The 26,036-nt window shown below is 71.4% G+C and carries 26 protein-coding genes; 13 read left to right on the forward strand and 13 right to left on the reverse strand.

What is annotated here, in order from left to right; all coding sequences use genetic code 11:
- Nucleotides 1–58 precede the first annotated feature (58 nt).
- Nucleotides 59–1,216 carry a DUF6215 domain-containing protein gene (locus ACZ6B1_RS04500; RefSeq protein WP_468774870.1) on the forward strand — a complete coding sequence of 386 codons (1,158 nt, stop codon included), beginning with the start codon at nucleotides 59–61 and terminating at the stop codon, nucleotides 1,214–1,216.
- 23 nt (nucleotides 1,217–1,239) lie between these two features.
- Here the strand turns inward: ACZ6B1_RS04500 and ACZ6B1_RS04505 are convergent, their stop codons facing one another.
- The 3 genes from ACZ6B1_RS04505 to ACZ6B1_RS04515 all read right to left on the reverse strand — a co-directional run bounded on the left by ACZ6B1_RS04505 (nucleotide 1,240) and on the right by ACZ6B1_RS04515 (nucleotide 3,268).
- Nucleotides 1,240–1,623 (reverse strand): VOC family protein, encoded by a 384-nt coding sequence (locus tag ACZ6B1_RS04505; RefSeq protein WP_468774872.1) that lies wholly within the window; start codon nucleotides 1,621–1,623, stop codon nucleotides 1,240–1,242.
- Between the two features lie 91 nt (nucleotides 1,624–1,714).
- On the reverse strand, nucleotides 1,715–2,263 hold the full coding sequence (locus ACZ6B1_RS04510) for a DUF1062 domain-containing protein (RefSeq protein WP_468774874.1): 549 nt from the start codon (nucleotides 2,261–2,263) through the stop codon (nucleotides 1,715–1,717).
- A 237-nt stretch (nucleotides 2,264–2,500) separates the two neighbouring features.
- On the reverse strand, nucleotides 2,501–3,268 hold the full coding sequence (locus tag ACZ6B1_RS04515) for a hypothetical protein (protein WP_468776026.1): 768 nt from the start codon (nucleotides 3,266–3,268) through the stop codon (nucleotides 2,501–2,503).
- Between the two features lie 128 nt (nucleotides 3,269–3,396).
- Between ACZ6B1_RS04515 and ACZ6B1_RS04520 the strand changes: the two genes are divergently transcribed.
- Both ACZ6B1_RS04520 and ACZ6B1_RS04525 read left to right on the forward strand, forming a co-directional pair.
- Entirely contained in the window at nucleotides 3,397–3,936 is a 540-nt protein-coding gene (locus tag ACZ6B1_RS04520) for a GNAT family N-acetyltransferase (protein ID WP_468774876.1), read from the forward strand.
- A gap of 488 nt (nucleotides 3,937–4,424) precedes the next feature.
- Nucleotides 4,425–4,844 carry a hypothetical protein gene (locus ACZ6B1_RS04525; RefSeq protein WP_468774878.1) on the forward strand — a complete coding sequence of 140 codons (420 nt, stop codon included), beginning with the start codon at nucleotides 4,425–4,427 and terminating at the stop codon, nucleotides 4,842–4,844.
- 486 nt (nucleotides 4,845–5,330) lie between these two features.
- Here the strand turns inward: ACZ6B1_RS04525 and ACZ6B1_RS04530 are convergent, their stop codons facing one another.
- The 4 genes from ACZ6B1_RS04530 to ACZ6B1_RS04545 form a co-directional block, all read right to left on the reverse strand.
- Nucleotides 5,331–6,545 (reverse strand): MFS transporter, encoded by a 1,215-nt coding sequence (locus ACZ6B1_RS04530; RefSeq protein ID WP_468774879.1) that lies wholly within the window; start codon nucleotides 6,543–6,545, stop codon nucleotides 5,331–5,333.
- A 94-nt stretch (nucleotides 6,546–6,639) separates the two neighbouring features.
- Entirely contained in the window at nucleotides 6,640–7,689 is a 1,050-nt protein-coding gene (locus tag ACZ6B1_RS04535) for an endonuclease/exonuclease/phosphatase family protein (protein ID WP_468774881.1), read from the reverse strand.
- Between the two features lie 182 nt (nucleotides 7,690–7,871).
- On the reverse strand, nucleotides 7,872–8,507 hold the full coding sequence (locus ACZ6B1_RS04540; protein ID WP_468774883.1) for a TetR/AcrR family transcriptional regulator: 636 nt from the start codon (nucleotides 8,505–8,507) through the stop codon (nucleotides 7,872–7,874).
- An 85-nt stretch (nucleotides 8,508–8,592) separates the two neighbouring features.
- The gene (locus tag ACZ6B1_RS04545) at nucleotides 8,593–10,179 is read right to left on the reverse strand and encodes an MFS transporter (RefSeq protein WP_468774885.1); all 1,587 of its coding nucleotides are present in this window, start codon (nucleotides 10,177–10,179) and stop codon (nucleotides 8,593–8,595) included.
- A gap of 214 nt (nucleotides 10,180–10,393) precedes the next feature.
- On the opposite strand from ACZ6B1_RS04545, the gene panB reads away from it, so the two are divergent.
- The 3 genes from panB to ACZ6B1_RS04560 all read left to right on the forward strand — a co-directional run bounded on the left by panB (nucleotide 10,394) and on the right by ACZ6B1_RS04560 (nucleotide 13,315).
- Complete coding sequence (gene panB, locus ACZ6B1_RS04550; protein WP_468774887.1) at nucleotides 10,394–11,260, forward strand: 3-methyl-2-oxobutanoate hydroxymethyltransferase; 867 nt, start codon at nucleotides 10,394–10,396, stop codon at nucleotides 11,258–11,260.
- 205 nt (nucleotides 11,261–11,465) lie between these two features.
- Entirely contained in the window at nucleotides 11,466–12,491 is a 1,026-nt protein-coding gene (locus tag ACZ6B1_RS04555) for an ATP-binding cassette domain-containing protein (RefSeq protein WP_468774889.1), read from the forward strand.
- Complete coding sequence (locus ACZ6B1_RS04560; protein WP_468774891.1) at nucleotides 12,488–13,315, forward strand: ABC transporter permease; 828 nt, start codon at nucleotides 12,488–12,490, stop codon at nucleotides 13,313–13,315. The genes ACZ6B1_RS04555 and ACZ6B1_RS04560 overlap by 4 nt, the downstream gene beginning before the upstream one ends.
- Nucleotides 13,316–13,327: 12 nt before the next feature.
- On the opposite strand, the gene ACZ6B1_RS04565 is transcribed toward ACZ6B1_RS04560, so the two are convergent.
- Together ACZ6B1_RS04565 and ACZ6B1_RS04570 are read right to left on the reverse strand one after the other, a co-directional pair.
- A complete protein-coding gene (locus ACZ6B1_RS04565; protein WP_468774893.1) occupies nucleotides 13,328–16,630 on the reverse strand; it encodes a BTAD domain-containing putative transcriptional regulator in 3,303 nt (1,100 codons plus the stop codon).
- Nucleotides 16,631–16,644: 14 nt separating this feature from the next.
- Nucleotides 16,645–17,124, reverse strand: a complete 480-nt coding sequence (locus ACZ6B1_RS04570; RefSeq protein ID WP_468774894.1) for a DUF6578 domain-containing protein — start codon at nucleotides 17,122–17,124, stop codon at nucleotides 16,645–16,647.
- A 105-nt stretch (nucleotides 17,125–17,229) separates the two neighbouring features.
- Here ACZ6B1_RS04570 and ACZ6B1_RS04575 point away from each other — a divergent pair, with 105 nt between their 5' ends.
- Complete coding sequence (locus ACZ6B1_RS04575; RefSeq protein ID WP_468774895.1) at nucleotides 17,230–18,030, forward strand: site-2 protease family protein; 801 nt, start codon at nucleotides 17,230–17,232, stop codon at nucleotides 18,028–18,030.
- Here ACZ6B1_RS04575 and ACZ6B1_RS04580 read toward each other — a convergent pair.
- Both ACZ6B1_RS04580 and npdG read right to left on the reverse strand, forming a co-directional pair.
- A complete protein-coding gene (locus ACZ6B1_RS04580; RefSeq protein ID WP_468774896.1) occupies nucleotides 18,020–18,211 on the reverse strand; it encodes a hypothetical protein in 192 nt (63 codons plus the stop codon). The genes ACZ6B1_RS04575 and ACZ6B1_RS04580 overlap by 11 nt on opposite strands.
- A gap of 74 nt (nucleotides 18,212–18,285) precedes the next feature.
- Nucleotides 18,286–18,999, reverse strand: coding sequence for an NADPH-dependent F420 reductase (gene npdG / locus ACZ6B1_RS04585; protein ID WP_468774898.1), 714 nt, complete (start codon nucleotides 18,997–18,999; stop codon nucleotides 18,286–18,288).
- Nucleotides 19,000–19,140: 141 nt separating this feature from the next.
- On the opposite strand from npdG, the gene ACZ6B1_RS04590 reads away from it, so the two are divergent.
- A complete protein-coding gene (locus ACZ6B1_RS04590; RefSeq protein ID WP_468774900.1) occupies nucleotides 19,141–19,734 on the forward strand; it encodes a hypothetical protein in 594 nt (197 codons plus the stop codon).
- 102 nt (nucleotides 19,735–19,836) lie between these two features.
- On the opposite strand, the gene ACZ6B1_RS04595 is transcribed toward ACZ6B1_RS04590, so the two are convergent.
- A complete protein-coding gene (locus ACZ6B1_RS04595) occupies nucleotides 19,837–20,073 on the reverse strand; it encodes a hypothetical protein (protein ID WP_359544945.1) in 237 nt (78 codons plus the stop codon).
- 58 nt (nucleotides 20,074–20,131) lie between these two features.
- Between ACZ6B1_RS04595 and map the strand changes: the two genes are divergently transcribed.
- Both map and ACZ6B1_RS04605 read left to right on the forward strand, forming a co-directional pair.
- On the forward strand, nucleotides 20,132–20,989 hold the full coding sequence (gene map, locus ACZ6B1_RS04600) for a type I methionyl aminopeptidase (protein WP_366910981.1): 858 nt from the start codon (nucleotides 20,132–20,134) through the stop codon (nucleotides 20,987–20,989).
- A gap of 162 nt (nucleotides 20,990–21,151) precedes the next feature.
- Nucleotides 21,152–21,799: a biliverdin-producing heme oxygenase gene (locus ACZ6B1_RS04605; RefSeq protein ID WP_468774902.1), complete on the forward strand. Its 648-nt coding sequence runs from the start codon at nucleotides 21,152–21,154 to the stop codon at nucleotides 21,797–21,799.
- A gap of 21 nt (nucleotides 21,800–21,820) precedes the next feature.
- Here the strand turns inward: ACZ6B1_RS04605 and ACZ6B1_RS04610 are convergent, their stop codons facing one another.
- On the reverse strand, nucleotides 21,821–22,465 hold the full coding sequence (locus tag ACZ6B1_RS04610; RefSeq protein ID WP_468774904.1) for a PhzF family phenazine biosynthesis protein: 645 nt from the start codon (nucleotides 22,463–22,465) through the stop codon (nucleotides 21,821–21,823).
- A gap of 187 nt (nucleotides 22,466–22,652) precedes the next feature.
- On the opposite strand from ACZ6B1_RS04610, the gene efeO reads away from it, so the two are divergent.
- Genes efeO through efeU form a run of 3 tightly spaced genes read left to right on the forward strand, consistent with a single transcriptional unit; the run spans nucleotide 22,653 to nucleotide 25,960 of the window.
- Nucleotides 22,653–23,789, forward strand: coding sequence for an iron uptake system protein EfeO (gene efeO / locus ACZ6B1_RS04615; protein ID WP_468774906.1), 1,137 nt, complete (start codon nucleotides 22,653–22,655; stop codon nucleotides 23,787–23,789).
- 17 nt (nucleotides 23,790–23,806) lie between these two features.
- Nucleotides 23,807–25,084, forward strand: a complete 1,278-nt coding sequence (efeB, locus tag ACZ6B1_RS04620; RefSeq protein WP_468774907.1) for an iron uptake transporter deferrochelatase/peroxidase subunit — start codon at nucleotides 23,807–23,809, stop codon at nucleotides 25,082–25,084.
- Nucleotides 25,085–25,087: 3 nt separating this feature from the next.
- The gene (gene efeU, locus ACZ6B1_RS04625; RefSeq protein ID WP_468774908.1) at nucleotides 25,088–25,960 is read left to right on the forward strand and encodes an iron uptake transporter permease EfeU; all 873 of its coding nucleotides are present in this window, start codon (nucleotides 25,088–25,090) and stop codon (nucleotides 25,958–25,960) included.
- Nucleotides 25,961–26,036: the final 76 nt, after the last annotated feature.

Here is a 26,036-nt window from a genome sequence, read left to right on the forward strand (position 1 = left end):
CCCGGAACTGTGGCCTCCACCACGGCGAATGTGGTCATGTACCTGGTGAGATCACCGGATGCTCGGTCTACTCCTGCGCGTGCTGCCCTTCTGGGTCCGCGAACCCCTGCTCATCGTGATCGGGTCCGTCGTCGGCCTGCGCATCATGTATCTCGCCGTCCGCGACACCGACCGGGTCGCGGCCGCCATCGGAGCGGCGTTCCTCGTGTTCACGGCGATACGCGTCCACACGGTGGTCCGGGCACTTCGCGCACGCCGGAACCGGGGTCAGGGTTCGGCGTGCGCTGCGCGTGGGATGTTGACCGATACCACCGCACCGGCGCCGGATCAGGCCGGGGCCTCGACCACGGCCCGGGCTCAGGCCCCTGCCCCGACCCCGGCCCCGACTCCCATGCAGTCTCAGGCCCCGACCCCAGCCCCGGTCCCGACCCCGGTCCCGGTCCCGGTCGGAGGCCATGCCGGAGCCGGAACCGGACCGCGTTCCGGCCAGGGCAAGCCGGAGAAGGACCACAACGCGTGGGGTCAGGCCGTCGCGGCCCTGGCCGTGTTCGGGGCGCTCGCGGCCGCGGTGTGGCTGGGTGACCGCGTGATGCCGGCCGATGCCAACACGGCGCAGCCCGCCTCCTGTTCGGACTTGGACACGGAACACGAGAAGCTGCCGAAGGCTTACAAGAACACGCCCCGGGCCGTGACCGGCGACGATCTGTGCAAGGCGCTCAACCGGCCCGACCTGGCCCGGCTCCTGGGAACCCCCCAAGAGATCGCGGACTCGGCTTCCGGCAGCAACGGCACCGCGCTCCTGAGCGACGGGAAGGTCGCCGAGCCGGACGCCCAGATCACGTTCGACACGTACACCGTGAAGCTCTCGGCCACCTACGGCCAGCTGTCGACCGCTCAGTACATCAGGCTGATCGACATGGCGGGTGACAGGATCGAGAGCAACATGAGGACGGCCCAGGTTCTCGGCAGGCCCGCGGTCTTCTCCTCGGAGCACACCATGAAGTTCGAGATCAACTTCGGCGGTGACCAGAAGAGCGCGCCGGCCCAGCAGGGTCCGCTGGCCAGGACGCTGTCCGTGGCCCTCGACCGGAAGGACCGGGGCGGCTACTACGACCTCACCGTGTGGAGCCAGACCGGCGCCCTCCCGAACGACAGCGCTCTTCTCGACATCGCCGAGAAGGTCCTCCCGGAGATCCCCGAACGGAGTGCTCACTGAGCCGTTCTGCCGCCCCGGAAGCGTCAGGCGGTAGTGGCCGCCCGGTCGGACTCGCTGCGCAGGACACAGAACTCGTCGCCTTCCGGATCGGCGAGGATCACCCAGCCCGAGCCATCGGGATTCCGGTGATCGGCGACAAGGGTGGCGCCGAGGCCCAGCAGCCGTTCCACCTCCTGCTCACGCGTGGTCTCCGGGCGCAGGCACAGATGGATCCGGTTCTTGCTCGTCTTGGACTCGGGTACCTGGTTGAAGTGCAGCACCGGGCCCTCCGCCAGCAGCACCTGGACCTCCGGATCACCCGGTCCGTCGTCCGGATGCAGCGGACGGCCGGTCGCCCTGCTCCAGAACCGGGCCAGTTCGTAGGCATCCGCACAGTCGATCGCCACGTTCTGCACCACCGAGACCATGCGCGCGAGCCTTCCTGATTTCCACTCCGGACGCCACCCAGGGGCCTGCCCGGCGAATCCTGCCGGACAGGCCCCTGCGCCCAAGCAGGACTCAGCGCTTGAGCGTGAAGGCGAAGTCGCCGGAGAGCCTGCCGCTCAGCCGGACGGCCGAGACGATCTTCCCCTCCATGACCAGTCTCTCGACCTCGGCCCGTGAAAGACCGCAGCCTTCGGCGATCAGCCGCACCGGCCGGACCGGGATCCGGGCCGCGAAGCGGACCGAGACGTCGATCACCTCGCGGTCAAGGTGATCCGATCCGCCGGTGTCGAGACGCCAGGCGGCGTCCCAGTCGAGGGCGATGCGATTGCGTCGCCGCACGACGGGATCCTGGAGCAACTCGGCTGCCAGACCTGGGTCGTTGTCGTGCGCCCGGTCCAGCAGGTCGGATCGTACGGAGCGCACGTTCGACCGCTCCAGGACCGTGAGTTTCGTCGTCTCCCCGCAACTGGTGCAGAGCGCGAGGAGCCAGACGTCGATGAGCTTGTGGTTCGCGTTGACCCGGAACTTGCCGCTCGTCCGGAAGCGTTCGGACGCGCACGCGTGGCAGCGCCGGAGAACCAGTGGCAGGCAGGTGGGCATGACCACCCAGCTATTGAGCACAGAAGTACACCGTCTTCAGTGAGAAGTCCGCAGCAAAAAGCAGCGCGGCGCAGATGCGCGAAGCGCGACCAATCAGCAATCGGGGGGTCTCACACGGTGTACAACGGCACGTCCTTGCCCAGGCGACTCGGTCCGGCAGCACGATAGTGACAACCAGCGGTACCGCTCCACCGGTTTTCCAACGCCCCGCCACAGATGGAGCGCGGTCACGAAAGCCGCCTGGCCGCCCGCCGGCCGTCAGTAGCGGTGGCCGGGCCAGTGCGGGTCCGTGTAGCGGTCCTCGCCAGTGAGTCCGAGCAGCCGTATCCGGTGCTGCAGATCCGCCGAAGCGCCCGACTCGCGAAGCCGCACCGCAGCGGGGCCGAGAAGCCAGTCGACCAGTTCGACGCGCGTCTCCTCCTCGTCGTGCTCGTACCAGTCGACGTGCCACGGCAGGCCGTCTCCCAGGAGCTCGTACTCCCATTCCGCTGCCGCCTCGGCGAGACGTCGGTCGCTGAGGCACCCGGTCTCCTGCTCCCAGTCGGCGAGCCAGGGGCCGACCGTTCCGGACGCCTCGGCACACATCGCGAAGACCTGGTGCGCCGGCACGGCCGCATCCGCATCGGTGAGGCTCTGCACCCACCAGGCATGCAGGAACTCCCTTACCGGACCGGCGTGCTCGTCAGGCCACTGCTGCCAGCGGGCGCGGGCGAAGGAGTACCCGGCCTCTTCCAACCCGAACAGCGGCTCCACCCGACCGGCGACCAGGGCAGTGGCGAACTGCGGCAGGATGCGGCGCAGCACAGCCGCGTGATCAAGCCAGTCGATGGCCTGCCAGGTCCGGCGCAAGAGGTCCGGCTCGAGTTCCACGTCCGGAGTCTTCAGAAGGGCAAGCTCCTCCGAACTACCCCAGTGACACTCACAGTTACGCTCGTCCGGATGGGCGGTCATGCTGCGGAAGGTGACCGAGAGGTCGTCCAGGGCGGCAGTGAGGCGGCGGCGTGCAGGGCGGTCGGCGAGAGGCATGATGACCTGGCATTCGAGGACTCCGTACGGCTTCCGCCGGCCGAAGATCGACACCTTACCCGGTGGGGCGGCGCACTCGTCCAAACTTTTCCCCTTCCGTTGGTCTGACCACCTGTTAGCGTTCGCGGATGGAAGATCTGGGAGCCATAGCTTGGCCGCCCGAGCCGATCAGGACCGAGCGGCTCGTGCTTCGTGAGCCCGAGGCCCGGGACCGTGCGGTGTTCATCGAACTGCTCGCCTCGCCCGAGGTGAACACCTACCTCGGTGGCCCACGGCCGCGTGACGAGCTTGAACGCGAGACTCCTGCGGTGCCCGAACGGTGGCCCGGGAGTTTCGTCGTCGATCTCGACGGGTCGATGATCGGCCAGCTCCTGCTCAGGAGAGCAACGGGGCACCGTCGCCCGGCTGCCGCGGGGAAGGTCGATCTCGGCTATCTGTTCCTGCCGCGGGCGTGGGGATCCGGCTACGCCTACGAGGCGTGCGAGGCGGCGCTCGGCTGGCTCGCCGGCGCGCTTCCCGGCGAGCCGGTGGTGCTCACCACCCAGACCGCCAACGTCGGCTCGATGCGTCTCGCGGCGAAGCTGGGGTTCACCGAGGTGGAGCGGTTCGAGGCCTGGGACGCCGAGCAGTGGCTCGGCATGCGGCCCCCGGTTCCGCCGCCCAGTTGAGCGAGAGTCATACCAAGGCCCGGACGATCAGGGCTGGTTGCCCGCATCATCCTGCTGGCGACCGCCGCCGCGGTGATCGCCGGCCTCGCCGTCCGGCCCGACCTCGCCCGCCTCACGGACCGGGACGACGCGACCCCGGTCGGGGACTCCTACGACGGCTACGACACCAAAGCGGCCGAGCAGCTGCGCGGGGACCAGTGCGTAGCCGCCGACGCCCTGCGCAAGGGCGGACCCAGCATGTTCGCCCTCGCGCAGAACTCCCTCGGGCTGCCGCCCGCCCAGCTCCACCAGAAGCTCGACCGGGACCTCTACAACACCGGCACCCCGCTGCACCAGGCGTACGCCGCCGACGAGACCGGCAGCGACCAGTGGGTCAAGAAGACGGATGAGCAGGAGCGGGCGGTGGTCCGGCCCCGTCAGCGGTCTGGATTCCCACCCCGGCGCACCGCAGGGACAGGACAAGATCTTCGACCAGGTCGGCTGCTTCCGTGGCTCTGTTCGACGTGCGCCGCGCAGGGCCGCTGCGCAACGCCGCGACCGGCAAGTGCCTACACCTGCCGACGTTCGACAACAGCAAGGACGCCGTGCTGTCGACCTGCAACGGCTCCGCCATGCAGAAGCTCAAGATCGTCCCCAAGAGCCACACCGGCACCGCTCCGTCGAAGACCGACGTGGACAAGGCCAAGGCGGCCATCACGGGCGCGCAGTCGGAGGCGAAGAAGCAGCTCGGTGTCGTGAAGGCGCGGCTGGCGTCCGCACACTCGCGACCACCTACCCGACGGACTGGCGGCCGACTACTTTTGTTTCCGAGTTCACCCGCGAAGCCATTGAGGCCGCCACTACACAGCCGAGGCGCTGATCCCGATCAACATGGGACAGGACCAACCGGCACAGGGGAGATAAAGTAGATGCCGACCCCTCCCCATGATGGCGTAAGTTCCGCCGTCATGTTCAAGTCCGACCGGACCTTCAGGGTCTGGCGTTATGGGATCGGACATTCCCAACTGCTCCTTCGGGCAGTTCCCGACAGCGGGAACCCCGCTTGCCTGGACCTGCTTTTCGAGGGCGTGAGTGCCATGCAGTTGGTCCAGCAGTACAAGTCCATCGAGCTCTGCTCCGCGAGCGGGACCGAGGCTGAAGAGATGCTCGGCTTCTCCGGCATCAACCCGTCCGACAGGGAACGCCACCTGCCTGTCGTCCTCCGGTCCAGAACCGGATCAGGGTTCGTGCTGTGCCGAAGCGTCACCGCTGAGCGCGGCGGAGAAGACCCCCTCGGATCCGATCTCCCACATGAGGACCGCAGCGTCATCTGGAGCAGTCGGCCGCGGTCGTAGCCGGACCGGTCGCGCGGGGCGGGTGGAGGCAGGAGTTCCTCCGCCCGCCCCCGCGGCGTATCAGCGGCGAAGCGCCCCCGCCTGCTCCGGTACGTGCGCGGCGACCACGCGGCCCACCCGGGCCACCTCGCGCCGCCGGTCGACCGCGTACGCCGCGCCCGCCACGCCGAGGCCCAGTACCGCCAGCGCCGCCCCCGCCAGCGCCGGTGACGTCACGCCGAAGCCCGCTGCCAGGGCGAGGCCGCCGATCCAGGCGCCGCCGGCGTTGGCCAGGTTGAAGGCCGCCTGGTTGGCGGAGGAGGCGAGGGAGGGGGCCGCCGCGGCCTTCTCCATGACCATCAGCTGGAGGGGGGAGCCGGTGACGAAGGCCGCCATGCCGAGGAGGGCGACGGACAGGGCCGCGCTCCACTCCGCCCGCATGAGGACCGGGAACAGCAGCAGCACCGCGGCCAGGGAGACCAGGCCGCCGAAGAGGGTGCCGCGCAGGGAGTGGTCGGCCAGGCGGCCGCCGAGGAGGTTGCCGGCGGTCGCGCCGACGCCGAACAGCGCCAGGAGCAGCGTCACGTTGGTCTCGGCGAAGCCCGCCGCGTCCGTGAGCATCGGGGTGATGTAGCTGTAGGCGGCGAAGAGGGCGCCGAAGCCCGCCACCGTGGTGCCCAGGGCCAGCCACACCGGTACCGAGCGCAGGGCCGCCAGCTCGCCGCGCAGGCCGGTCGTGGGGGCGGCGGCCCGCTCGTGCGGGATCAGCAGGGCCAGCGAGGCTATCGCCGCCAGGCCGATCGCGCTCACGCCGAGGAAGGTGGCCCGCCAGCCCAGGTGCTGGCCCATCAGCGTGGCGGCGGGGACGCCCGCGATGTTGGCGACGGTCAGACCGAGGAACATCAGGGACACCGAGCGGGCCTTGCGTTCCGGCGCGACCATGTTCGTGGCGACCACGGCGCCGACGCCGAAGAACGCGCCGTGCGGCAGGCCGCTGAGAAAGCGGGCGGCCAGCAGGGCGTCGTTGCCGGGGGCGAGGGCGGAGAGCGCGTTGCCCGCCACGAAGAGGCCCATCAGGGCGATGAGGACCGTGCGCCGGGACATGCGCGCGGTCACGGCGGCCAGCAGCGGCGCGCCGATGACCACGCCCAGCGCGTACGCCGAGACCAGGTGCCCGGCGGCGGGGATGGAGATGCGCAGGTCGTCCGCGACGTCGGGGAGCAGCCCCATCATCACGAACTCGGTGGTGCCGATACCGAAAGCGCCGACGGCCAGTGCGAGCAGGGCCAGGGGCATGAAGGGCCTGTGCCTTTCGAAGGGAGAGCGGAGTTCCATTGCAGCGTATGTTCCCCTGCGGAACAAAGTCTCTCAGGCCCACTATTCCGGCCGGTTACGCGGACGTGTCGAGCTTCACACGGGCGGCGATCGGCAGGTGGTCGCTGTTGGTGCGCGGCAGGGTCCAGGAGCTCTCCGGCTGGACGCCCTTGACCAGGATCTGGTCGATCCGCGCCATCGGGAACGACGCCGGCCAGCTGAACCCGAAGCCACTGCCCGCCGCCCCCTGGGTGGAGCGCAGCTGGGAGGTGACGGCGTTCAGCGCGCGGTCGTTCATGGTGCCGTTGAGGTCGCCGAGCACGACCACCCGCTTCAGCTTCTCGTCGGCGATGGCCTCGCCGAGCGCGTCCGCGCTCTTGTCCCGCTGGCGTGCGGTGAACCCGGCCTCCACCTTCACCCGCACCGAGGGGAGGTGGGCGACGTAGACGGCGACCGGGCCCTCGGGGGTCGTCACCGTGGCGTGCATCGCGCGCTTCCAGCCGAGCTTGATGTCGACGGCTTCGACGCCGGTCATCGGGTACTTGCTCCACAGGCCGACCGTGCCGACGACCGCGTGGTACTTGTACGTCGCCGCCAGCGCCTTCTCGTACACCGGGACGGCCGAGGCGGGCAGCTCCTCCAGGGCCAGCAGGTCCGCGCCCGAGGAGGCGACGTCCTGGGCCGTCGCCGCCGGGTCGGGGTTGTCGGCGTTGACGTTGTGGGTGGCCACCGTGAGGTCGCCGCCCTCGCCCGCCTTGTCGAAGACGAGGCCGCCGAAGAGGTTCAGCCACACGATGGCCGGGAGCAGCACCGCGATCAGGGCGGTCGCCGACCTGCGGACCAGGCCGAGGACCAGCAGCACCGGGATGGCCAGCCCCAGCCAGGGCAGGAAGGTCTCGGTGAGGCTGCCGAGGTTGCCCAGCCGGTTGGGGACGCGCGAGTGCACCAGCATCACCAGGGCGAGCAGCAGCGCGAGGACGGCGAGCACGATGCCCCGCCGCCAGACACGTGGGTCGCCGCGCCAGCCCGTGACGAGGCGGTGCGCGAGGCGCCGAAGCCGGGATCCCGGTCGCTCGGGCCCCGAGCCGCCGTTGTCCGTCTCCGTCATGTACGCCTGCTGCGCCATACCGTCTGCCTCACTGCCTGCCGTGCACGCCGTCGTTCCCCCGCGCTTCTGTCGACCCTAGGGGATGATCGGCTCGTTCCCGCCGTCCCATGACGGCCGTACGGAAGACGAGGACGAACGAGGCGGCGCCGGGGGTTCCGGTTACCCCCCGTACGGGCGAGGTCTGTGACGAAACACGCACATTAGACCGGCGGGACGGCGGGACTGACGGGGCGTAGGCCCGCAAGGACCGTGTCCACGATCCGTTCGGACAGCCCTTCGGGCAGCTCGGCGTCGGGGCGCATGACGGAGCGGACCAGCATGGGGCCGACGAACATGTCGTTGGCCAGCTCCAGATCGATGTCAGGCCGGAGTTCGCCGCTCTCCTGCCCGCGGCGCAGCACGTCCATGACGAGTGCGCGCCGGGGCGCTATGACGCTCGCGTGGTACGCCACCCAGATCTTGGGGCTGGACTTCATCTGCGCGTACACGTTGTGCAGGATCGCCGAGGAGCGGCTGACGAGGCCGCGCCGGCGCAGGGCCTCCACCAGCACGACGAGGTCGTCGCGCATGGAGGTGCCGCGGAGTTCGGGGTCGGGGGGTTCGGCGGCGCGGATGACGTCGACGAACAGTTCCTCCTTGCCGCTCCAGCGGCGGTAGATCGTGGCCTTGCCGACCCCGGCCGTGCGCGCGACGCGCTCGATGGAGAGTTCGGCGAGGGGAACGCCCTCCTCCAGGAGCTTCATCACTCCCTCGATGATGGCGCGTTCCACGGCCTCACTGCGCGGGCGGCCCCTTACGGGTCCGTCCGGTCGCGGCCGGCTGTCGGCAAGGCTCACGTCGTCCGTCCTTCCACTGTGCTGCGGGAATTGTCCCGCAGCCGCCTCCTTCCCCCGTGGAACCGCTGTCCCTCTTCCTGCCCGGTCAGTCCGCGGCCGCCACCAACTCCGGCTCCCGCTCGCCCTGCTGACCGGCCGGCGGCCTGCCCGGCAGGAACAGGGCCACCACCACGGCGCCGACGAGCGCGACGCCCGTACCGCACAGGGCGGTGATGTGCATGGCGTGCAGGAAGGCGTCGTTGGCGGGTGTGACCAGGGCCTGTCCGCGCGGGCCGAGCTTCTCGGCGATGCCGAGGGTGGCCTCGATGGACTCACCGGCCGTGTCCCGCAGGGCGGGCGGCAGCATGTTCAGCTTGCCCTCGACGCCGTTGCGGTACGCGGCGGAGAGCACCGAGCCGAGGACGGCGATGCCGAGGGCGCCGCCGACCTGGCGGAAGGTGTTGCTGAGCGCGGAGGCGGAACCGGCCTTCTCACGGGGCAGTGCCTGCATGATGACCACCGAGGTCGGCGTCATGATGTGCGCCATGCCGGTGCCCATGAGGAAGAAGACGACCTCCAGCAGCCAGATCGGCGTGTCGGTCTCGAAGGTGGCGAACGCGGCCAGGGTCGCCGCGATCAGCACCAGACCGGCGGTGGTGGTCGCCTTGTTGCCGAACCGGTCGACGACCAGCCGGGCCCGCGGCGCGAAGATCATCTGAGCGGCGGCCAGCGGCAGCATCATCACGCCGGACTCCAGCGGCGAGTAGCCGCGCACGCTCTGCATGTAGAAGACCGAGAAGAACGTGACGCCCATCAGCGCGAAGAAGACCAGCGCGATGGCGGCCATGGCGGCCGAGAAGACCTTGTTCTTGAAGTAGGTGACGTCCAGCGACGGGTGGTCGCTGCGCTTCTCGAAGATCACGAAGCCGGTGAGCACCACGAGACCGGCGACGATCGTCGCCAGCACCTTGGCGTCGGTGAAGTCGGCCAGCTCGCCGCCCTTGATGATGCCGTAGACGAGCAGCACCAGGCCGACGACGGACAGGACCACGCCGACCGGGTCGAGGCGGCCGGGCTTCGGGTCGCGGGAGTCGGGCACCAGCCACACCATCAGGGCGACCGCGATGATCACGATCGGCACGTTGATGAGGAAGACCGAGCCCCACCAGAAGTGGTCGAGCAGCGCGCCGCCGGTGATCGGGCCGATGGCGATGGCGAGGCCGACACCGCCGGCCCAGATGCCGATGGCCTTGGGCTGCTCGTCACGCTCGAAGACGTTCATCAGGACGGCCAGGGTGGCCGGCATCACGAACGCGGCACCGAGGGCCATCAGGGCGCGGAAGGCGATGAGCTGGTCCGGGGAGCCGGACTCGGCGGCCAGGGCCGAGCCGATGCCGAACACGACGAGACCGCCGAGCAGCACCTTCTTGCGGCCGAGCCGGTCACCGATGAGGCCCGCGGTGAACAGCAGGCCCGCGAAGACCAGGGTGTAGCTGTTGATCGCCCACTCGATCTCGCTCTGGGTGGCGCCGAGGCCGGTGGGCGCCGGGGTCGAGATGGTCTTGATGGCGACGTTCAGGATGGAGTTGTCGAGCACCACGATGAGCAGGCTCAGCATCAGCACGCCGAGGATCGCCCAGCGGCGCCGGTGCACCGCTTCCGGTATCCGGGAGGCAGGGACGGAAGTTGTCATGTGTTCGAGCCTAGGGCCATTTCAATACGGCACCGTCTCGTATCTTATTTCTTTACCGAGACCTTACGCACCGGACCCTTCCGTTCCGCACCAGGACCGCTATTCGCGGGGATCACAGGGGGGTCCCCTGGCCCTCGGCGGCACCAGGTGCCACCATGGAGGCGATCCGGGGACGCCGTCAGGGCGCCTCGAGATGACTGAAGGAGCCGTTGCCATGACGCAGCTTTCGGCTGCCCACACCAAGCCCTCCGACGGCAGCAAGGCGCTGTACGGGGGGAAGGGCACCCGCCGCATCACCGTCCGCGACATCGCCCTCGCCAAGGAGCGCGGCGAGAAGTGGCCCATGCTCACCGCCTACGACGCGATGACCGCGTCCGTGTTCGACGAGGCCGGCATCCCGGTGATGCTCGTCGGCGACTCGGCGGGCAACTGTCACCTCGGGTACGAGACAACCGTGCCCGTCACCCTCGACGAGATGGCCGTACTGTCGGCGGCCGTCGTACGCGGCACCCATCGCGCCCTGATCGTCGCCGACCTGCCGTTCGGCTCCTACCAGGAGGGTCCGGTGCAGGCGCTGCGCTCGGCGACCCGGCTGGTGAAGGAGGCCGGGGTGGGCGCGGTGAAGCTGGAGGGCGGCGAGCGCTCGCACGAGCAGATCCGGCTGCTGGTCGAGTCCGGCATCCCGGTCATGGCCCACATCGGGCTGACCCCGCAGTCCGTCAACGCGATGGGCTACCGCGTGCAGGGGCGCGGCGAGGAGGCGGCGGCGCAGCTGCTGCGGGACGCGAAGGCGGTGCAGGACGCGGGCGCGTTCGCGGTCGTCCTGGAGCTGGTCCCGGCCGAGCTGGCGGCCGAGGTGACGCGGGTGCTGCACATCCCCACCGTCGGCATCGGCGCCGGGCCGGAGACGGACGCGCAGGTGCTGGTGTGGACCGACATGCTCGGTCTCACGTCCGGCCGGGTGCCGAAGTTCGTCAAGAAGTACGCGGACCTGCGTGAGGTCATGGGCAACGCGGCGAAGGCGTTCGCCGAGGACGTCGTCGGCGGGACGTTCCCGCTGGAGGAGCACTCCGTCCACTGAGCCATCGCGGCAACACCCGGGCAGCCCGCCGACCGTCCCCCGTCGGCGGGCTGGCCCTTTTTTCGCGCCTGAGCCCGCGCCTCGGTCGCGTCGGTGGCCGCTCAGCGTCGTGGTCCCTCGACCGACGGCATGGTCGTCGGGGATCTGTCGGTGCTGTCGGCGGCCTGTCGGTCGTCTGTCGGTGGCGGCTGTCACTGTCTTGCCCATGACGCGAATCGATGACAACCCTGCCGGCGGACGCTCCGCCGTGACCGTACGGGGACTGGTCAAGCACTACGGCGAGACCAAGGCGCTGGACGGGGTCGACCTGGATGTCCGGCCGGGCACCGTGATGGGGGTCCTCGGGCCGAACGGCGCCGGGAAGACCACCCTGGTACGGATCCTGTCCACCCTGATCACCCCGGACGCCGGAGAGGCCGTCGTGGCCGGCTACGACGTCGTACGGCAGCCCCGGCAGCTCCGGCGGGTGATCGGGCTCACCGGTCAGTACGCCTCCGTGGACGAGAAGCTCCCGGGCTGGGAGAATTTGTACCTGATCGGGCGGCTGCTGGACCTGTCCCGCAAGGACGCCCGGGCCCGGGCCGACGAGCTGCTAGAACGGTTCTCGCTGACGGAGGCCGCGCGGCGGCCCGCCGGCACCTACTCCGGGGGCATGCGGCGGCGGCTGGACCTCGCCGCCTCGATGATCGGCCGGCCCGCGGTGCTCTACCTGGACGAGCCGACCACCGGGCTGGATCCGCGGACCCGCAACGAGGTGTGGGACGAGGTCAAGGCCATGGTCGGGGAGGGGGTCACCGTACTGCTGACCACCCAGTACATGGAGGAGGCCGAGCAGCTCGCCTCGGAGCTGACCGTCGTGGACCGCGGGAAGGTCATCGCGAAGGGCGGCATCGAGGAGCTGAAGGCCCGGGTCGGCGGGCGCTCGCTGCGGGTACGGCCGGTCGATCCGCTGCAACTGCGGCCGCTGGCCGACATGCTGGACGAGCTGGGCATCACCGGGCTCGCCACCACCACCGTGGACCACGAGACCGGCACGCTGCTGGTACCGATCCTCAGCGACGAGCAGCTCACCGCGGTGGTCGGCGCGGTCACCGCGCGCGGCATCACCATCTCCTCCATCACCACCGAACTCCCCAGCCTGGACGAGGTGTTCCTCTCCCTCACCGGCCACCGCGCCAGTGCCCCGCAGGACACCACGCCCGCCGACTCCCTCGAGGAGGTCGCCGCATGAGCGCCGCCACTTTCACCCCGCCCGCCGCCCAGCTCAAGGGCGACACCCCCATCTCGGTCCGCGCGCATCTGCGACACACCGGCGCGCTCATCCGCCGCAACCTGCTGTGGATCCGGCAGGACCCGGAGTCGATGTTCGACGCCATCCTGTTCCCGGTGATCTTCACCCTGCTGTTCGTGTACGTCTTCGGCGGCTCGATCGGCAAGTCCCTGGGCGGCGGCCAGGACCAGTACGTCCAGTACGTCGTGCCGGGCCTGATGGCCATGATGGGCATGAACATGGCCCAGGGGGTGGGCACCGGATTCAACCAGGACTTCAACTCCGGTGTCATGGACCGCTTCCGGTCCCTGCCCATCGGGCGCGGCTCCGTGCTCTTCGCCAAGATCGCGGTGGAGCTGATGCGGATGCTGTTCGCGACCGCGGTACTGATGCTGGTCGCCGTCCTCGTGGGCTACGACGTCCACCACTGGGACGGCCTGCTGGCCTCCGTGGGGCTGTCCGTGGTGTTCGGCTCGGCGCTGATGTGGGTGTTCCTCACCCTCGGCGTGATGATGAAGAACGCGCAGTCCGTGCAGGCGATGGGCTTCCTGGTGCTGATGCCGCTGCAGTTCGGCTCCTCGATCTTCGCGCCGACCGCCTCGATGCCGGGCTGGCTGCGGAACTTCACCGACTACAACCCGCTCTCCGCGCTGGCCGACACCGCGCGCGGCCTGATGGAGGGCGGCCCGGTCGCGCACGACCTGTGGGTGACGCTGATCTGGTCGGTGGGGCTCACCGCGGTGATGGCCCCGGTCGCCATCCACAAGTTCCGCACCAAGAGCTGACGTCCGGCGATGTCACAGCAGGGCGGTGGCCTCCGCGAGGGAGAGGCCACCGCCTTCGGCGTACGCGGCGTCGAAAGCCGCCCGGTCGAGCACGGCGAGGACGGCGCCCTCGGCGTGCTCGCGGGTCGCCCGCTCGACGGTCGCCGCGACATGGCCCGGGGGCAGCAGCGCATGGGCGGCGCCCAGGCAGCGGGCGGCGTCGGCGGCGTGGCTGCCGCCGTCGACCAGGGCGAGGGCGGCAGCCGCGATGGTCAGGTACTGGGGCTGCAGGTGCGGAGCGATGGCCAGGGACAGCGGATCGCAGGCGCGCGCCAGCGCCCGCCGGATCTTGTCCACGGCGTCCTCGACACGGCCGTCGATGATGTCCACCCAGGCCTCCTGGCCGAGGATGAGGGCGTCGAAGACGACGAAGTGCGCGATCCCGAAGCCCTCGCGCAGCAGCCTCAGTTGTTCGCGCGCCTCCGCGACCCGGCCGGTCAGGCAGAGCCGGGCGGACAGGAAGAGGCGTGCCATGGGCAGCGCCTCGCTGTTGCTGCCGTCCGTGCGCTCGATGACCTCGCGCAGCAGGCTTTCGCCCTGCTCCGGCTCGCCGGTCTCCAGCAGCACGGCGCCCAGCCGGATGGTGAGCACCGATGACTGGGCGCGGGCGCCGAGGCGCTCCGCGTGCGCGACGGCCGCCCGGAAGTCGGCGGCGGCCGCCTCGTACTCGCCCTTGCGCTCGCGCGACTCACCGCGTGCGGAGAGCGCCTCGGCGGCGCCCCAGGCGTCCCCGAGGCGTTCGAAGATCTCCAGCGCCTCGTCGGCGTCGCGGGTGGCGTCGCCCGCCCACTCGGTGCGGTTGGCGAGGATGTTGGCGCGCATCTGCAGGGTGCCGGCCAGCTCCCACTCGAATCCGGGGGTCTCCCGGCAGGTGCGGACACAGGAGTCGAGGATGGTGCGCAGCCGGTCGATGCCGCTGGTCAGCAGCTCGGCGAAGAACCAGAGCATGCCCGGGACCCGGCAGGTCTGCGGCATCCCGGGTTCGTAGGCCCGGGTGATGGCGCGCAGCTTGGCCTGGGCCGCGGGGGTCTGCCAGGTGTCCAGCTCCGTGTCCATGCAGGCCAGATGGGCCAGGTGCAGCCCGCGCCGGGCCTCGTCGAGGAGTTCGCCGGTGTAGGGGGGCGGGAGGTCCGTGCAGCGCTGCCACACCGGGGAGGCGCGGCGCACGGGCTCCTCGAACGGGTCGGGGCCCAGCGCCATGACCTCCCGGCACAGGTTGCGGGCCTCGACGCGCAGGTCGCGCATCTGCCAGTACCAGATCAGGGCGTGGATGATGCAGAGCGCTTCCTGCTCGTCCCGGCCGGCGATGGCGTGCCGCAGGGCGGTGCGGACGTTCTCGTACTCGAGCTGGAGCCGATCGACGGCGGCGCGCTGGCCGGAGCCGCGCAGCAACGGGTCGGTGGTGCGGGCGAGTTCGCGGTAGTACGTCAGATGGGCGCGTTCGGCCTCGGTACGGAGGCCGGTCTCGTCCAGCCGCTCGGCCGCGTACTCGGCGACGGTCTCCAGCAGGCGGTAGCGCATCTGGGCGTCGGCCGAGGGGGCGGCCACCACGAGCGACTTGTCGACCAGGGAGCCGAGCGCGTCCAGCGCGACCGGGCCGCAGACGGCCTCGGCGGCGGCCAGGTCGCAGCCGCCGGCGAACACCGACAGCCGGCTGAGGACGTCGCGTTCGTCCCTGTCGAGCAGGTCCCAGGACCAGTCCACGACGGCGCGCAGGGTCTGCTGGCGGGGCAGCACGGTGCGGCTGCCGCTGGTGAGCAGCCGGAAGCGGTCGTCCAGCCGGTCGGCTATCTGGCGGGGCGTCAGCATCCGCAGCCGGGCAGCCGCCAGTTCGATGGCGAGGGGCAGTCCGTCGAGCCGCCGGCAGATCTCGGCGCACGCCTCGGGGTCGTCATCGACCCGGAACCCGGGCCGGGCCGCCGCGCCCCGGTCGGCGAGCAGCCGCAGCGCGACCGGCTCGGGCAGCGGCTCCACGGGCCGCACCACCTCCCCCGGCACACCGAGCGGTTCCCGGCTGGTGGCGAGCAGGGTCAGCTCCGGGCAGTGCGCCAGCAGGCGCTCGGCGAGCCGGGCGGCTGCCTCGACGACGTGCTCGCAGTTGTCCAGGACGAGCAGCATCCGGCGCCGGGCGCAGTGCTCCACCAGCCGGTCGAGCGGGTCGTCGTGCCGGTCGGCGACGGCCCGCATGCTCTCGGCTCCGGCGCCGTGCAGCACGGTCTCGCGGGCGCCGATGGCGGTCAGCACGGCCTGCGGTACGGCGTCCGGGTCGTCCACGGGCGCCAGCTCGGCCAGCCACACCCCGTCCCGGGCGGTGTGCCGCACCGACTCGGCGGCCTCCTGGGACAGCCGGGTCTTCCCGGCCCCGCCGGGTCCGAGCAGGGTGACCAGCCGGGCGCCCCCGAGGTCGGCGCCGATGGCCGCGATGTCCGGCTCGCGGCCGACGAAGGAGGTGAGCCGGGCCGGCAGATTGCCCAGGACAGCGGCGGGCGGCGTGCGCCCGGGTTCCGGAGCGGCCGGTGCGGTGGGTGCGGCGGCGGTGCCGGTGCCCGAGTTGAGCAGCAACTCGCTGTGCAGTGCACGCAGTTCGGGACCGGGGTCGGAGCCGAGCCGGTCGGCGAGCAGTTGTCGTACGCCGTCGTAGGCGGCCAGTGCCTGGGCGGGGCGGCCAAGGTCCCTGAGCGCCCGCAGCCGCAGCGCCTGCAGCCGCTCGTCCAGGGGGTGGCTGTCGCACAGCGCGGCCAGCTCGGGCAGCGCCCGCTCGGCGTGGCCGAGGGCGAGGGCGGCGGTGTGCCGGCCGCGCAGGGCGTCCAGGCGGCGGGTCTCCCAGCGGGCCGCCTCGGCGGTGCGGTCCGGCAGGTCGGCGAGGGCGGGGCCGCGCCACAGGGCGAGCGCGTCGTCCAGGACGACGGCGGCCTTCGCCGGGTCGCCGTCGGCCAGCGCGCCGAGCCCCTCGCCGGTCAGCCGGTCGAAGCGGGTGAGGTCGACGTCGTCGGGGGCCGCGACGAGCCGGTAGCCGCCCTCGGCTGAGGCCACGGCGGAGGGACCGAGCGCCCTGCGCAGCCGGCCGACCAGTGCCTGCAGCGCGCCGGCCGCGTCGGCGGGCGGGTCGGCGCCCCACACCTCGTCCACCAGGACGCCCGCCGGGACGGTCCGGCCGGCCCGCAGCGCGAGCACGCTGAGCAGGGCGCGCAGCCGCGCTCCGCCGACCGGGACGGGCGTGCCGTCGGGGCGGTGGGCCTGGGTGGTTCCGAGGAGCTGATAGCGCACGGGGTCCATTCTCTCCGGAGCGGTCAGCGCCGGTCACCGGGTTCGCGCGGGGCGGCGTCCGGCACCTCCAGGGTGACGAGGGCGCCGTGGACCCGGCGGACGCGGTGCGGGCCCTGCGGCGGGGCGTAGTCCTCCTCCGCGAACCATTTCGGGCAGTGGTCGACGGGTTCGAACGTCACCGAGCCGGGCACCGGTTCCGGGGAGCGTCCCGAGGGAAGGAGCGTCACCTTCCCGCCCGGCGGCGCCGCGCGTCCGAGGTCACGCAGGTCCAGGTCGACCGTGTACTCCTGGTGCACGAGGTCGATGGCGCGGACCCGGCCGGTGGTCGGGTGCGTGGCGTCCGAGTGGTTCTCCACCCAGGCCTCGGCGCCGTGGCAGTACCCGTCGAGGAGCTGCCGTTCGTCGAGGTCGACCAGCGGCCAGTCGATCTCGTCACCCACCGAGAAGGGCCGGCCGCAGCAGCCCATCTGCCATTCCTCGTAGAACACCTTCTTCAGTGCCATTCCCCCACCATCCAGGAACCGGACGGCCACCGCTAAGCGTTTTCCCGGCGTGTCCGCCGCCCGGTACGGTCGGCCTTCCGACCGCCCCGTCCACAGGAGCCGCCCATGACCACCGCCACCACCAGCCGCGGCGAGCGCCGTGTCAGTCCCGTCTTCGTCGGCATCCTGGCCGTGACGGCGGTGACCGGCTGGGCCACCTGGACCGGCTTCGCCGAGCAGCCGGGTGTCGCGGTGTTCCTGTTCGTGACGGCGGCCTGGATCGTCTCCCTGTGCCTGCACGAGTACGCGCACGCCCGCACCGCGCTGCATTCCGGGGACATCTCGGTGGGCGGGAAGGGCTATCTCACGCTCAACCCGCTGAAGTACACGCACGCGCTGCTGAGCATCGTGCTGCCCGTGGTGTTCGTGATCATGGGCGGGATCGGCTTGCCGGGCGGCGCGGTGTTCATCGAGCGCGGCCGGATCCGGGGCCGCTGGCGGCACAGCCTGATCTCGGCGGCCGGCCCGCTGACGAACGTGCTGTTCGCCGCGGTGTGCACGGCGCCCTTCTGGCTGCACGCCCTGGACGGCGTGCCCCGCGACTTCCGGTACGCGCTGGCGTTCCTCGCCCTGCTCCAGGTGACGGCGGCGATCCTGAACTTCCTGCCGGTGCCGGGCCTGGACGGCTACGGCGTGATCGAGCCGTGGCTGTCGTACGGCGTGAAACGCCAGGTGGAGCCGTTCGCGCCGTTCGGGCTGCTGTTCGTGTTCGCGCTGCTGTGGGTGCCGTCGGTGAACATCGCGTTCTTCGACGCCATCGACGCGATCCTGCGCGGTCTGGGCGTCGACGACTTCTCCCAGGCGTGCGGCCACGAGCTCTACCGCTTCTGGCGCGAGGCCCCGGAGGTGTGCACGATCAGCCCGTGACGGACTTGCCCTGCCCGACGGCGACCCGGCCGCGCTTGACGTAGTACCAGGTCATGTTGGACGACAGGCCCGCGAGGAGCACCCAGACGATCCCCAGCCAGCTGCCCTGGGCGAAGGAGACGACCGCGGCGGCGACGGCGAGGACGCAGACGATCAGGGTGCAGAGGGCGATGCGGGGCATGGGGCTGGGCTCCTGTCGGGGGACACTGCTCGGTGCTGCTTCACCGACCAGTGTCCCCCATCGCCCGGTACGGCTCACACGTCGGTGACGCGGAGCCCCGCGTGCGCCTTGTACCGGCGGTTGACGGAGATCAGGTTCGCCACCAGCGACTCCACCTGGTGGGCGTTGCGCAGCCGCCCGGCGAAGACGCCGCGCATGCCGGGAATGCGGCCGGCCAGCGCCTGCACGGTCTCCACGTCGGCCCGGTCCTCGCCGAGCACCATCACGTCGGTGTCGATCCGTTCGATCTCCGGGTCCTGGAGCAGCACGGCCGACAGGTGGTGGAAGGCGGCGGTGACCCGGGAGTCCGGCAGCAGCACCGCGGCCTGCTCGGCGGCGCTGCCCTCCTCGGGCTTCAGGGCGTAGGCGCCCTGCTTGTCGAAGCCGAGCGGGTTGACGCAGTCCACGACGAGCTTGCCGGCCAGCTCCGCGCGCAGCGACTCGAGGGTCTTGCCGTGGCCCTCCCAGGGCACGGCGACGATCACGATGTCGCTGCGGCGCGCGGTCTCGGCGTTGTCGGCGCCCTCGACGCCGTTCCCCAGCTCGTCCGCGGCGGCCCGCGCGCGCTCGGCGGCCCGCGAGCCGATGATCACCTTCTGGCCGGCCATGGCGAGCCGGCGGGCGAGGCCCTTGCCCTGCGGGCCGGTGCCGCCGAGCACGCCGACGACCAGCCCGGAGACGTCGGGCAGGTCCCAGGGGTCCTTCGCGGGGGCCTTGGCGGGAGTCTGTGCGCTGTCGGTAGAGGTCATGGGGCCGACTCTACGTCCGCGGGGCCGCGGGCAGCGGGTCGGGTGAGCCACGGAAGGGGGCCGGCCGGCCTGTCCCCGGGTCGGGCGAATTCGGCGTGAACTCCGGGCCACGGGCCATCCGTTGCGGCAGGATGCGGCCGCATGGACGCCGTACGTGTCGCGTTGCTGCGCGAAGTGCTCGCCGGGACCGAGTGGCTGGGGGCCACCCGGCGGTTCGCCGGGGTGCTGCGCGGGTCGGTGGTGTCGCACGGGGGCGGGCTGCTGCTGGTGGGCACGCCGAAATACGAGCCCTGGCACCTCGCCGCGCACCTGGTGGACGAGGCCGCCTGGTCGGGCACCCCCGAGCTGGCACCGACACTGGTACGGCACGACGCGCGTCCCGCCGACCCCGCGCACCTGGCCGTCGGCCCCGGCCGGATCGAGGCGGCGCGGCGGGGCGAGACCCTGCTCGTGGTCGCCCCCGAGGAGCCCGCGGAGCTGCTGGAGCGGGTGCACGGCGCCCGCCGGGCCGGGGTGACGGTGCTGGCGCTCGGCGCGGGCGGCGGCGAGCTGGCCGCGATGGCCCACGACACGCTGGCCGTGCCCGAGGGCGCGGAGCTGGACCTGGACAGCGTGCAGCACCTGGTCAGCGCGGCGGCCGGCGAGAACAGCTCCCCGAGAGCCGGGCGGGGATTCCGGGACCGCCTGTCCCGCCTTGCGGACATCCTGACGGCACCACCCGCCGCGCCCTGGTGAGAGAAACCGTGCGACTTCGGCAGCTCACGACGCCCGGACCGACGAGCACGCGGTGCGGCCGCGCGAGCGGCGCGCCGGCACCGCGTCCGTGCCCTGTGTGAGTCAGTCCTCGTCGGTGTCGCGGCCGCCCGCCGAGGCGTCGTGCCAGCGGGGGTCGGTCTCCCATTCGAGGTTGCGCTCCTGCGCGGTCTCCATCGCGCGCTGCGCCTCCTGCGGGCTGGCGTACGGGCCGAAGCGGTCCTTGCCCGGGCAGTCCGGGCCCTCCTCGACCTTCTTGTGCTCCAGGCAGTAGTACCACTCACCCGGCTTGCCGGCGGTGCGCTTCTTGAACAAGGCCATGGACAGCTCCTCTCGCCACGCACATATTCCCCCATGCCCGCTGGTTAGACTCGCTGGCATGTCTGGCCAGTCTCTGCTCGTACCAGGGGAGATCTCCCCCACCCGTTCGGTACCCGGGAACATCCGCCGCCCCGAGTACGTCGGCAAGCCCGCGCCGGCGCCGTACACCGGTCCGGAGGTGCAGACGCCCGAGACCGTCGAGGCGATGCGCCTCGCCGGCCGCATCGCGGCGCAGGCGATGGAGGAGGCCGCGAAGCTCATCGCGCCCGGCGTCACCACCGACCGGCTGGACAAGGTCGCCCACGAGTACATGTGCGACCACGGTGCCTACCCGTCGACCCTCGGCTACCGCGGCTTCCCCAAGTCGCTGTGCACCAGCGTCAACGAGGTCATCTGCCACGGCATCCCGGACACGACGGTCCTCAACGACGGCGACATCGTCAACCTGGACGTGACCGCGTACATCGGCGGGGTGCACGGCGACAACAACGCCACCTATCTCGTCGGGGACGTGGACGAGGAGTCGCGGCTGCTGGTGGAGCGGACCCGGGAGTCCCTGAACCGCGCGATCAAGGCGGTCCGGCCGGGCCGGCAGATCAACGTCATCGGGCGGGTCATCGAGTCCTACGCCAAGCGCTTCGGCTACGGAGTGGTGCGGGACTTCACCGGGCACGGCATCAGCTCGTCGTTCCACTCCGGCCTGATCATCCCGCACTACGACAGCCCGCACGCGACGACGGTCATGCGGCCCGGCATGACCTTCACCATCGAGCCGATGCTGACGCTGGGGACGTACGAGTACGAGATGTGGGACGACGGCTGGACCGTCGTGACCAAGGACCGCAGGCGGACGGCGCAGTTCGAGCACACGCTGGTGGTGACCGAGACGGGCGCGGACATCCTGACCCTCCCGTGACCCCGCCCGCCCGGACCCCCTGGAGGCCCGCCCCCACCCGGTGAGGGCGGGCTTTCCGCTGCCCGCTCCGCCCCGCCCGCCGATGTCTTCCCGACACCCTGTCGGTAAACTTGCCGACAGCGGGTCGGCACACCGCCCTGCGCCCGAGTCCGGGGAGAGTCCATGGAGTCGTTCTCGACCGTCATCCGCACCGCGTCGCACCAGCAGCACGTGGCGGCGGAGACCTCGTCGTTCATGAGCGACCTGCTCGGCGGGCGGCTGGGAGTGGCGGCGTACGCGCGCTACACCGAGCAACTGTGGTTCGTCTACGCGGCACTGGAGAGCGCGGCCGGGCGGCTGGCGGCGGATCCGGTGGCCGGGCCCTTCATCCGGCCCGAGCTGCTGCGGCTGCCCGCGCTGGAGCGGGACCTGGCGCATCTGCGCGGCCCGCGCTGGCGCTCGGAGGTGTCCGCCCTGCCCGCGACCGAGGCGTACGCGGACCGGGTCCGGGACTGCGCCGAGCGCTGGCCCGGCGGATACGTCGCCCACCACTACACCCGCTACCTGGGCGATCTGTCCGGCGGCCAGATCATCCGGGACCGGGCGGAGAAGACCTGGGGTTTCGCGCGCAAGGGCGACGGCGTCCGCTTCTACGTCTTCGAGGACATCTCCAACCCGGCCGCGTTCAAGCGGAGTTACCGGGAGCACCTGGACGCGGTCGACGCGGACGAGCTGGAGAGGCAGCGCATCGTGACGGAGTGCAGGCGGGCGTTCACCCTCAACACCGCCGTCTTCGAGGCCCTGGGCGAGGAGTTCGCGCGGAGCGCCTGACGATCGGCGCCCCGCGCCCGACTAGCGCTCGAGGAAGACCCGGCCGCCGACCTCCACCCAGCCGTGCGGCTGGGGCGCGGTGAGGATCTGGGAGCCCCTGCCCTGGGTGATGTTCAGCGCCCGGCCCAGCCGCTCGGTGAGCAGCAGCGCCGCCGCGCCCGTCGCCTCGTCCTCGTCGATCCCGTCGTCGCGGCCCGGGAAGGCGCGGGCGCGGACCCGGCCGGCCGCCTCGTCCTCCCAGGCCCAGGCGTAGACCCACTCGCCGGGCGGCGGCACGTCCAGGGCGTCGACCTCGACGGCGGTGCCGTACTGGCGCAGCGTGCGCGGCGGGGCCCACTCCGCGCGGGCCTCGATCCAGCTGAACTCGCCGTCCAGCCGGACGCCGACCGACCCGGCGGGCGTGACGAGCTCGGGCACGTCCAGCAGCCAGGCCGTGCCGACGCAGGGGTGACCGGCGAAGGGCAGGCGCAGGGTGGGCGTGTAGATGTCGATCATCCCGCGCTCGGGGTCGTCCACGAACACGGTCTCGCTGAAGCCGAGCTTGGCGGCCAGCGCCTGCCGGTCGTCCCGCTCGGGCAGCACCGATCCGTCCCGGACGACGCCCAGCTCGTTGCCGTAGCCGCCGTTGGGTCCGCAGAAGACGCGGAGCACGTCGTAGTCAGTCACGAGATGATTGAATCACCCCTTGACCTTCCCTTTACCTTTCGCTGGCGCCGCCTTTGAGACGCCGAGATCAAGCCGTGTCTGTGATCTTTCCGTGAGAGCCGAATCACGACCCGGGTGTGTATCGCTGAGGTAAGCCTCAGCTATGTTAGGTCAGCCTCACCACCCCAGATCCGCCCTTGGAGCCTGCATGCGAGCCGCCCGACTGACCGTCACCGCCGCCACCACCGTGGCCGCTCTGACCGCCCTCTCGGCCTGCACCGCGAAGAGCGATGCCAAGGACGGCAAGGCCATCGAGGTCACCGCCGCCGACTCCAAGTGCGACACCTCGGCCAAGTCCGTCCCGGCCGGCCAGGTCACGCTGAAGATAGAGAACAAGGGCTCCAAGGCCACCGAGGTCGAGATCGTCTTCCCGGACGACCGGATCGTCTCCGAGAAGGAGAACATCGGCCCGGGCACCAAGTACACGCTGACCGCCGAGGTGAAGGCGGGCACGTACGAGATCGCCTGCCGCCCCGGCATGAAGGGCCACGGCGTCCGGCAGAAGCTCACCGTCACCGGCGGGGGCAAGACGGCCCGGCGCGACCCCGCGCTGGACAAGGCGGTCGCCGACTACCGCCAGTACGCGCAGGACCAGGCCGACGAGACGCTGCCGCGCGTGGAGACGTTCGTGAAGGCGGTCAAGGCCGGCGACGTGGCGGCCGCCAAGAAGGCGTACCCGCTCTCCCGCCTCGGCTGGGAGCGCACCGAGCCGGTCGCCGAGTCCTTCGGCGACATCGACCCGAAGGTCGACGTCCGCGAGGACGGACTCGAGGAGGGCCAGAAGTGGACCGGCTGGCACCGGCTGGAGAAGGCCCTGTGGAAGGACGGGAAGATCGGCGCCGAGGAGAAGACCCTCGCCGGCCTGCTCGTCACCGACCTCGAGGACTGGCAGAACCGGGTCGGCAAGGCGGAGATCACCCCGTCCTCCATGGCCAACGGCGCCAAGGAGCTGCTGGACGAGGTCGCGACCGGCAAGGTCACCGGTGAGGAGGACCGCTACGCCCACACCGACCTGGTCGACTTCAAGGGCAACGTCGAGGGCGCGCAGAAGGCCTACGAGCTGCTGAAGCCGGTCGCCGCCAAGAACGACCCGGCGCTGGCCAAGGAGCTGGACAAGCAGTTCGCGGCGCTGAACGCCGTGCTCGACAAGTACCGCTCCGACAAGAACTCCTACGAGTTCACCTCCTACGACAAGGTCACCGGGGAGCAGCGCAAGGAGCTGTCGGACGCGGTGAACGCGCTCGCCGAGCCGCTGTCCAAGCTCGCCGCCGCCGTCGTCAAGTGAGCAGGGGGGACAAGGCGATGACCGAGACCCAGGAGACCCGGGAGACCCGGGAGCCCCGCGACGGCAGTCCGTCGCGCCGGGCGCTGATCGGCTGGGGAGGTGCCGGGCTGGCGCTCGGGGCCGCCGCGGCCGGCGGCGGGATGGCGATGGCCAGGGTGGGCGACGACATCGACCCCGCCTCCGCCGAGGTGGGCGGGGCGGTGCGGTTCCACGGCGCCCACCAGGCCGGCATCGCCACCCCCGTGCAGGACCGGCTGCACTTCGCCGCGTTCGACGTGAAGACCGACGACCGCGACGCGTTCGTGCAGCTGCTGAAGGACTGGACGGACGCGGCCCGGCGGATGACCGCGGGGAAGACCGTCGGCGAGGGCGCCTACGGCGGGCTCGCCGAGGCGCCGCCGGACGACACCGGCGAGGCTCTCGGACTCAAGCCCTCCCGGCTGACGCTGACCATCGGGTTCGGCCCGTCGTTCTTCGACAGGTTCGGCCTCCACGACCGCCGGCCGGCGGCCCTGGTCGACCTGCCCGCCTTCCCCGGCGACAACCTGGACAAGACCCGCACCGGCGGCGACCTGTGCGTCCAGGCCTGCGCGGACGACCCCCAGGTCGCCGTGCACGCCATCCGCAACCTGGCCCGGATCGGCTTCGGCAAGGTCGCCATCCGCTGGTCCCAGCTCGGCTTCGGCAAGACCTCGTCGACCACCCCGGACGCCCAGACCCCGCGCAACCTGTTCGGGTTCAAGGACGGCACCCGCAACATCGCCGGAACCGAGAGCGACCGCCTGAAGAAGTTCGTGTGGGTCGGCGACGGGGACGGGCCGGACTGGATGACGGGCGGGTCCTACCTGGTCGCCCGGCGCATCCGCATGAACGTCGAGACCTGGGACCGGACCTCGCTGCAGGAGCAGGAGGACGTCTTCGGCCGCGACAAGCGCGAGGGCGCCGCGGTCGGCAAGGCCAAGGAGCACGACGAGCCGTTCCTGAAGGCGATGAAGCCGGACTCGCACGTGCGGCTCGCACACCCCGACTCCAACGACGGCATCACCATCCTGCGCCGCGGCTACTCCTTCACGGACGGCACCGACGGCCTCGGGCGCCTCGACGCCGGTCTGTTCTTCCTCGCCTACCAGCGCGACGTGCGCAAGGGCTTCATCCCGCTGCAGCGCAGGCTGTCCGCGCACGACGCGCTCAACGAGTACATCCAGCACGTGGGTTCGGCGGTCTTCGCGGTTCCCCCGGGCGTCCGGGACACCGGCGACTGGTGGGGACGTTCGCTGTTCCAGAAGGAGGCGTAGCCCGTGTTCTCCAACTACCTGATCGGTCTGCGCGAGGGCCTGGAGGCGTCGCTCGTCGTCTGCATCCTGATCGCCTACCTGGTCAAGACCGGCCGCAGGGACGCCCTGAAGCCGATCTGGATCGGCATCGGCATCGCCGTCGCCATCGCGATGGGCTTCGGCTGCGCCCTGGAGTTCGGCTCCCAGGAGATGACGTTCCAGGCGCAGGAGGCGCTCGGCGGCTCGCTGTCCGTCGTCGCCGTCGCCCTGGTGACCTGGATGGTGTTCTGGATGCGGCGCACCGCCCGGCACCTGAAGTCGGAGCTGCACGGCAAGCTGGACGCGGCCCTCGCGATGGGCACGGGCGCGCTGGTCGCCACCGCGTTCCTGGCCGTCGGCCGGGAGGGCCTGGAGACCGCCCTGTTCGTGTGGGCCTCGGTGCACGCGGCGAGCGACGGCACCCCGCGCCCGCTGATCGGCGTGGCCCTGGGCCTGGCCACGGCCGTCCTGCTGGGCTGGCTGTTCTACCGGGGCGCCCTGAAGATCAACCTGGCCAAGTTCTTCACCTGGACCGGCGGCATGCTGGTCGTGGTCGCGGCGGGCGTGCTGGCGTACGGCTTCCACGACCTGCAGGAGGCGAGCTGGATCCCGGGCATCAACCACCTGGCCTTCGACATCAGCGGCACGATCCCGCCGGACAGCTGGTACGGCACCCTGCTCAAGGGCGTGCTCAACTTCCAGCCGGACCCGACGGTCGTCCAGCTCACGGTGTGGGCCCTCTACCTGGTGCCGACGCTGGCCGTCTTCCTGCTCACGCCGGAGCTGCGCGCCCGGCTGCGCGGCGCACAGCGGGGCACGGCGGCTCCCGCCGGGGGCAAGGTCCCGGCGTCCGAGTGACGGGTGTTCCCGGCGTCCGGGTGACGGGCCCGGACAACGGGGCGGCACAGTACGGGAACCGGCCATCCGCGCGCCT

It is taken from the genome of Streptomyces sp. NPDC041129 (assembly GCF_055592265.1).

Bases quoted from the DNA above. Each gene is read 5' to 3' on its own strand.
- ACZ6B1_RS04500 (WP_468774870.1), top strand. From the start codon at position 59: ATGCTCGGTCTACTCCTGCGCGTGCTGCCCTTCTGGGTCCGCGAACCC.
- ACZ6B1_RS04505 (WP_468774872.1), bottom strand. From the start codon at position 1,623: ATGGTCTCGGTGGTGCAGAACGTGGCGATCGACTGTGCGGATGCCTAC.
- ACZ6B1_RS04515 (WP_468776026.1), bottom strand. From the start codon at position 3,268: ATGCCTCTCGCCGACCGCCCTGCACGCCGCCGCCTCACTGCCGCCCTG.
- ACZ6B1_RS04520 (WP_468774876.1), top strand. From the start codon at position 3,397: ATGGAAGATCTGGGAGCCATAGCTTGGCCGCCCGAGCCGATCAGGACC.
- ACZ6B1_RS04530 (WP_468774879.1), bottom strand. From the start codon at position 6,545: ATGCCCCTGGCCCTGCTCGCACTGGCCGTCGGCGCTTTCGGTATCGGC.
- ACZ6B1_RS04535 (WP_468774881.1), bottom strand. From the start codon at position 7,689: ATGGCGCAGCAGGCGTACATGACGGAGACGGACAACGGCGGCTCGGGG.
- ACZ6B1_RS04545 (WP_468774885.1), bottom strand. From the start codon at position 10,179: ATGACAACTTCCGTCCCTGCCTCCCGGATACCGGAAGCGGTGCACCGG.
- panB (WP_468774887.1), top strand. From the start codon at position 10,394: ATGACGCAGCTTTCGGCTGCCCACACCAAGCCCTCCGACGGCAGCAAG.
- ACZ6B1_RS04555 (WP_468774889.1), top strand. From the start codon at position 11,466: ATGACGCGAATCGATGACAACCCTGCCGGCGGACGCTCCGCCGTGACC.
- ACZ6B1_RS04560 (WP_468774891.1), top strand. From the start codon at position 12,488: ATGAGCGCCGCCACTTTCACCCCGCCCGCCGCCCAGCTCAAGGGCGAC.
- ACZ6B1_RS04565 (WP_468774893.1), bottom strand. From the start codon at position 16,630: ATGGACCCCGTGCGCTATCAGCTCCTCGGAACCACCCAGGCCCACCGC.
- ACZ6B1_RS04570 (WP_468774894.1), bottom strand. From the start codon at position 17,124: ATGGCACTGAAGAAGGTGTTCTACGAGGAATGGCAGATGGGCTGCTGC.
- ACZ6B1_RS04575 (WP_468774895.1), top strand. From the start codon at position 17,230: ATGACCACCGCCACCACCAGCCGCGGCGAGCGCCGTGTCAGTCCCGTC.
- ACZ6B1_RS04580 (WP_468774896.1), bottom strand. From the start codon at position 18,211: ATGCCCCGCATCGCCCTCTGCACCCTGATCGTCTGCGTCCTCGCCGTC.
- npdG (WP_468774898.1), bottom strand. From the start codon at position 18,999: ATGACCTCTACCGACAGCGCACAGACTCCCGCCAAGGCCCCCGCGAAG.
- ACZ6B1_RS04590 (WP_468774900.1), top strand. From the start codon at position 19,141: ATGGACGCCGTACGTGTCGCGTTGCTGCGCGAAGTGCTCGCCGGGACC.
- ACZ6B1_RS04595 (WP_359544945.1), bottom strand. From the start codon at position 20,073: ATGGCCTTGTTCAAGAAGCGCACCGCCGGCAAGCCGGGTGAGTGGTAC.
- map (WP_366910981.1), top strand. From the start codon at position 20,132: ATGTCTGGCCAGTCTCTGCTCGTACCAGGGGAGATCTCCCCCACCCGT.
- ACZ6B1_RS04605 (WP_468774902.1), top strand. From the start codon at position 21,152: ATGGAGTCGTTCTCGACCGTCATCCGCACCGCGTCGCACCAGCAGCAC.
- efeO (WP_468774906.1), top strand. From the start codon at position 22,653: ATGCGAGCCGCCCGACTGACCGTCACCGCCGCCACCACCGTGGCCGCT.
- efeB (WP_468774907.1), top strand. From the start codon at position 23,807: ATGACCGAGACCCAGGAGACCCGGGAGACCCGGGAGCCCCGCGACGGC.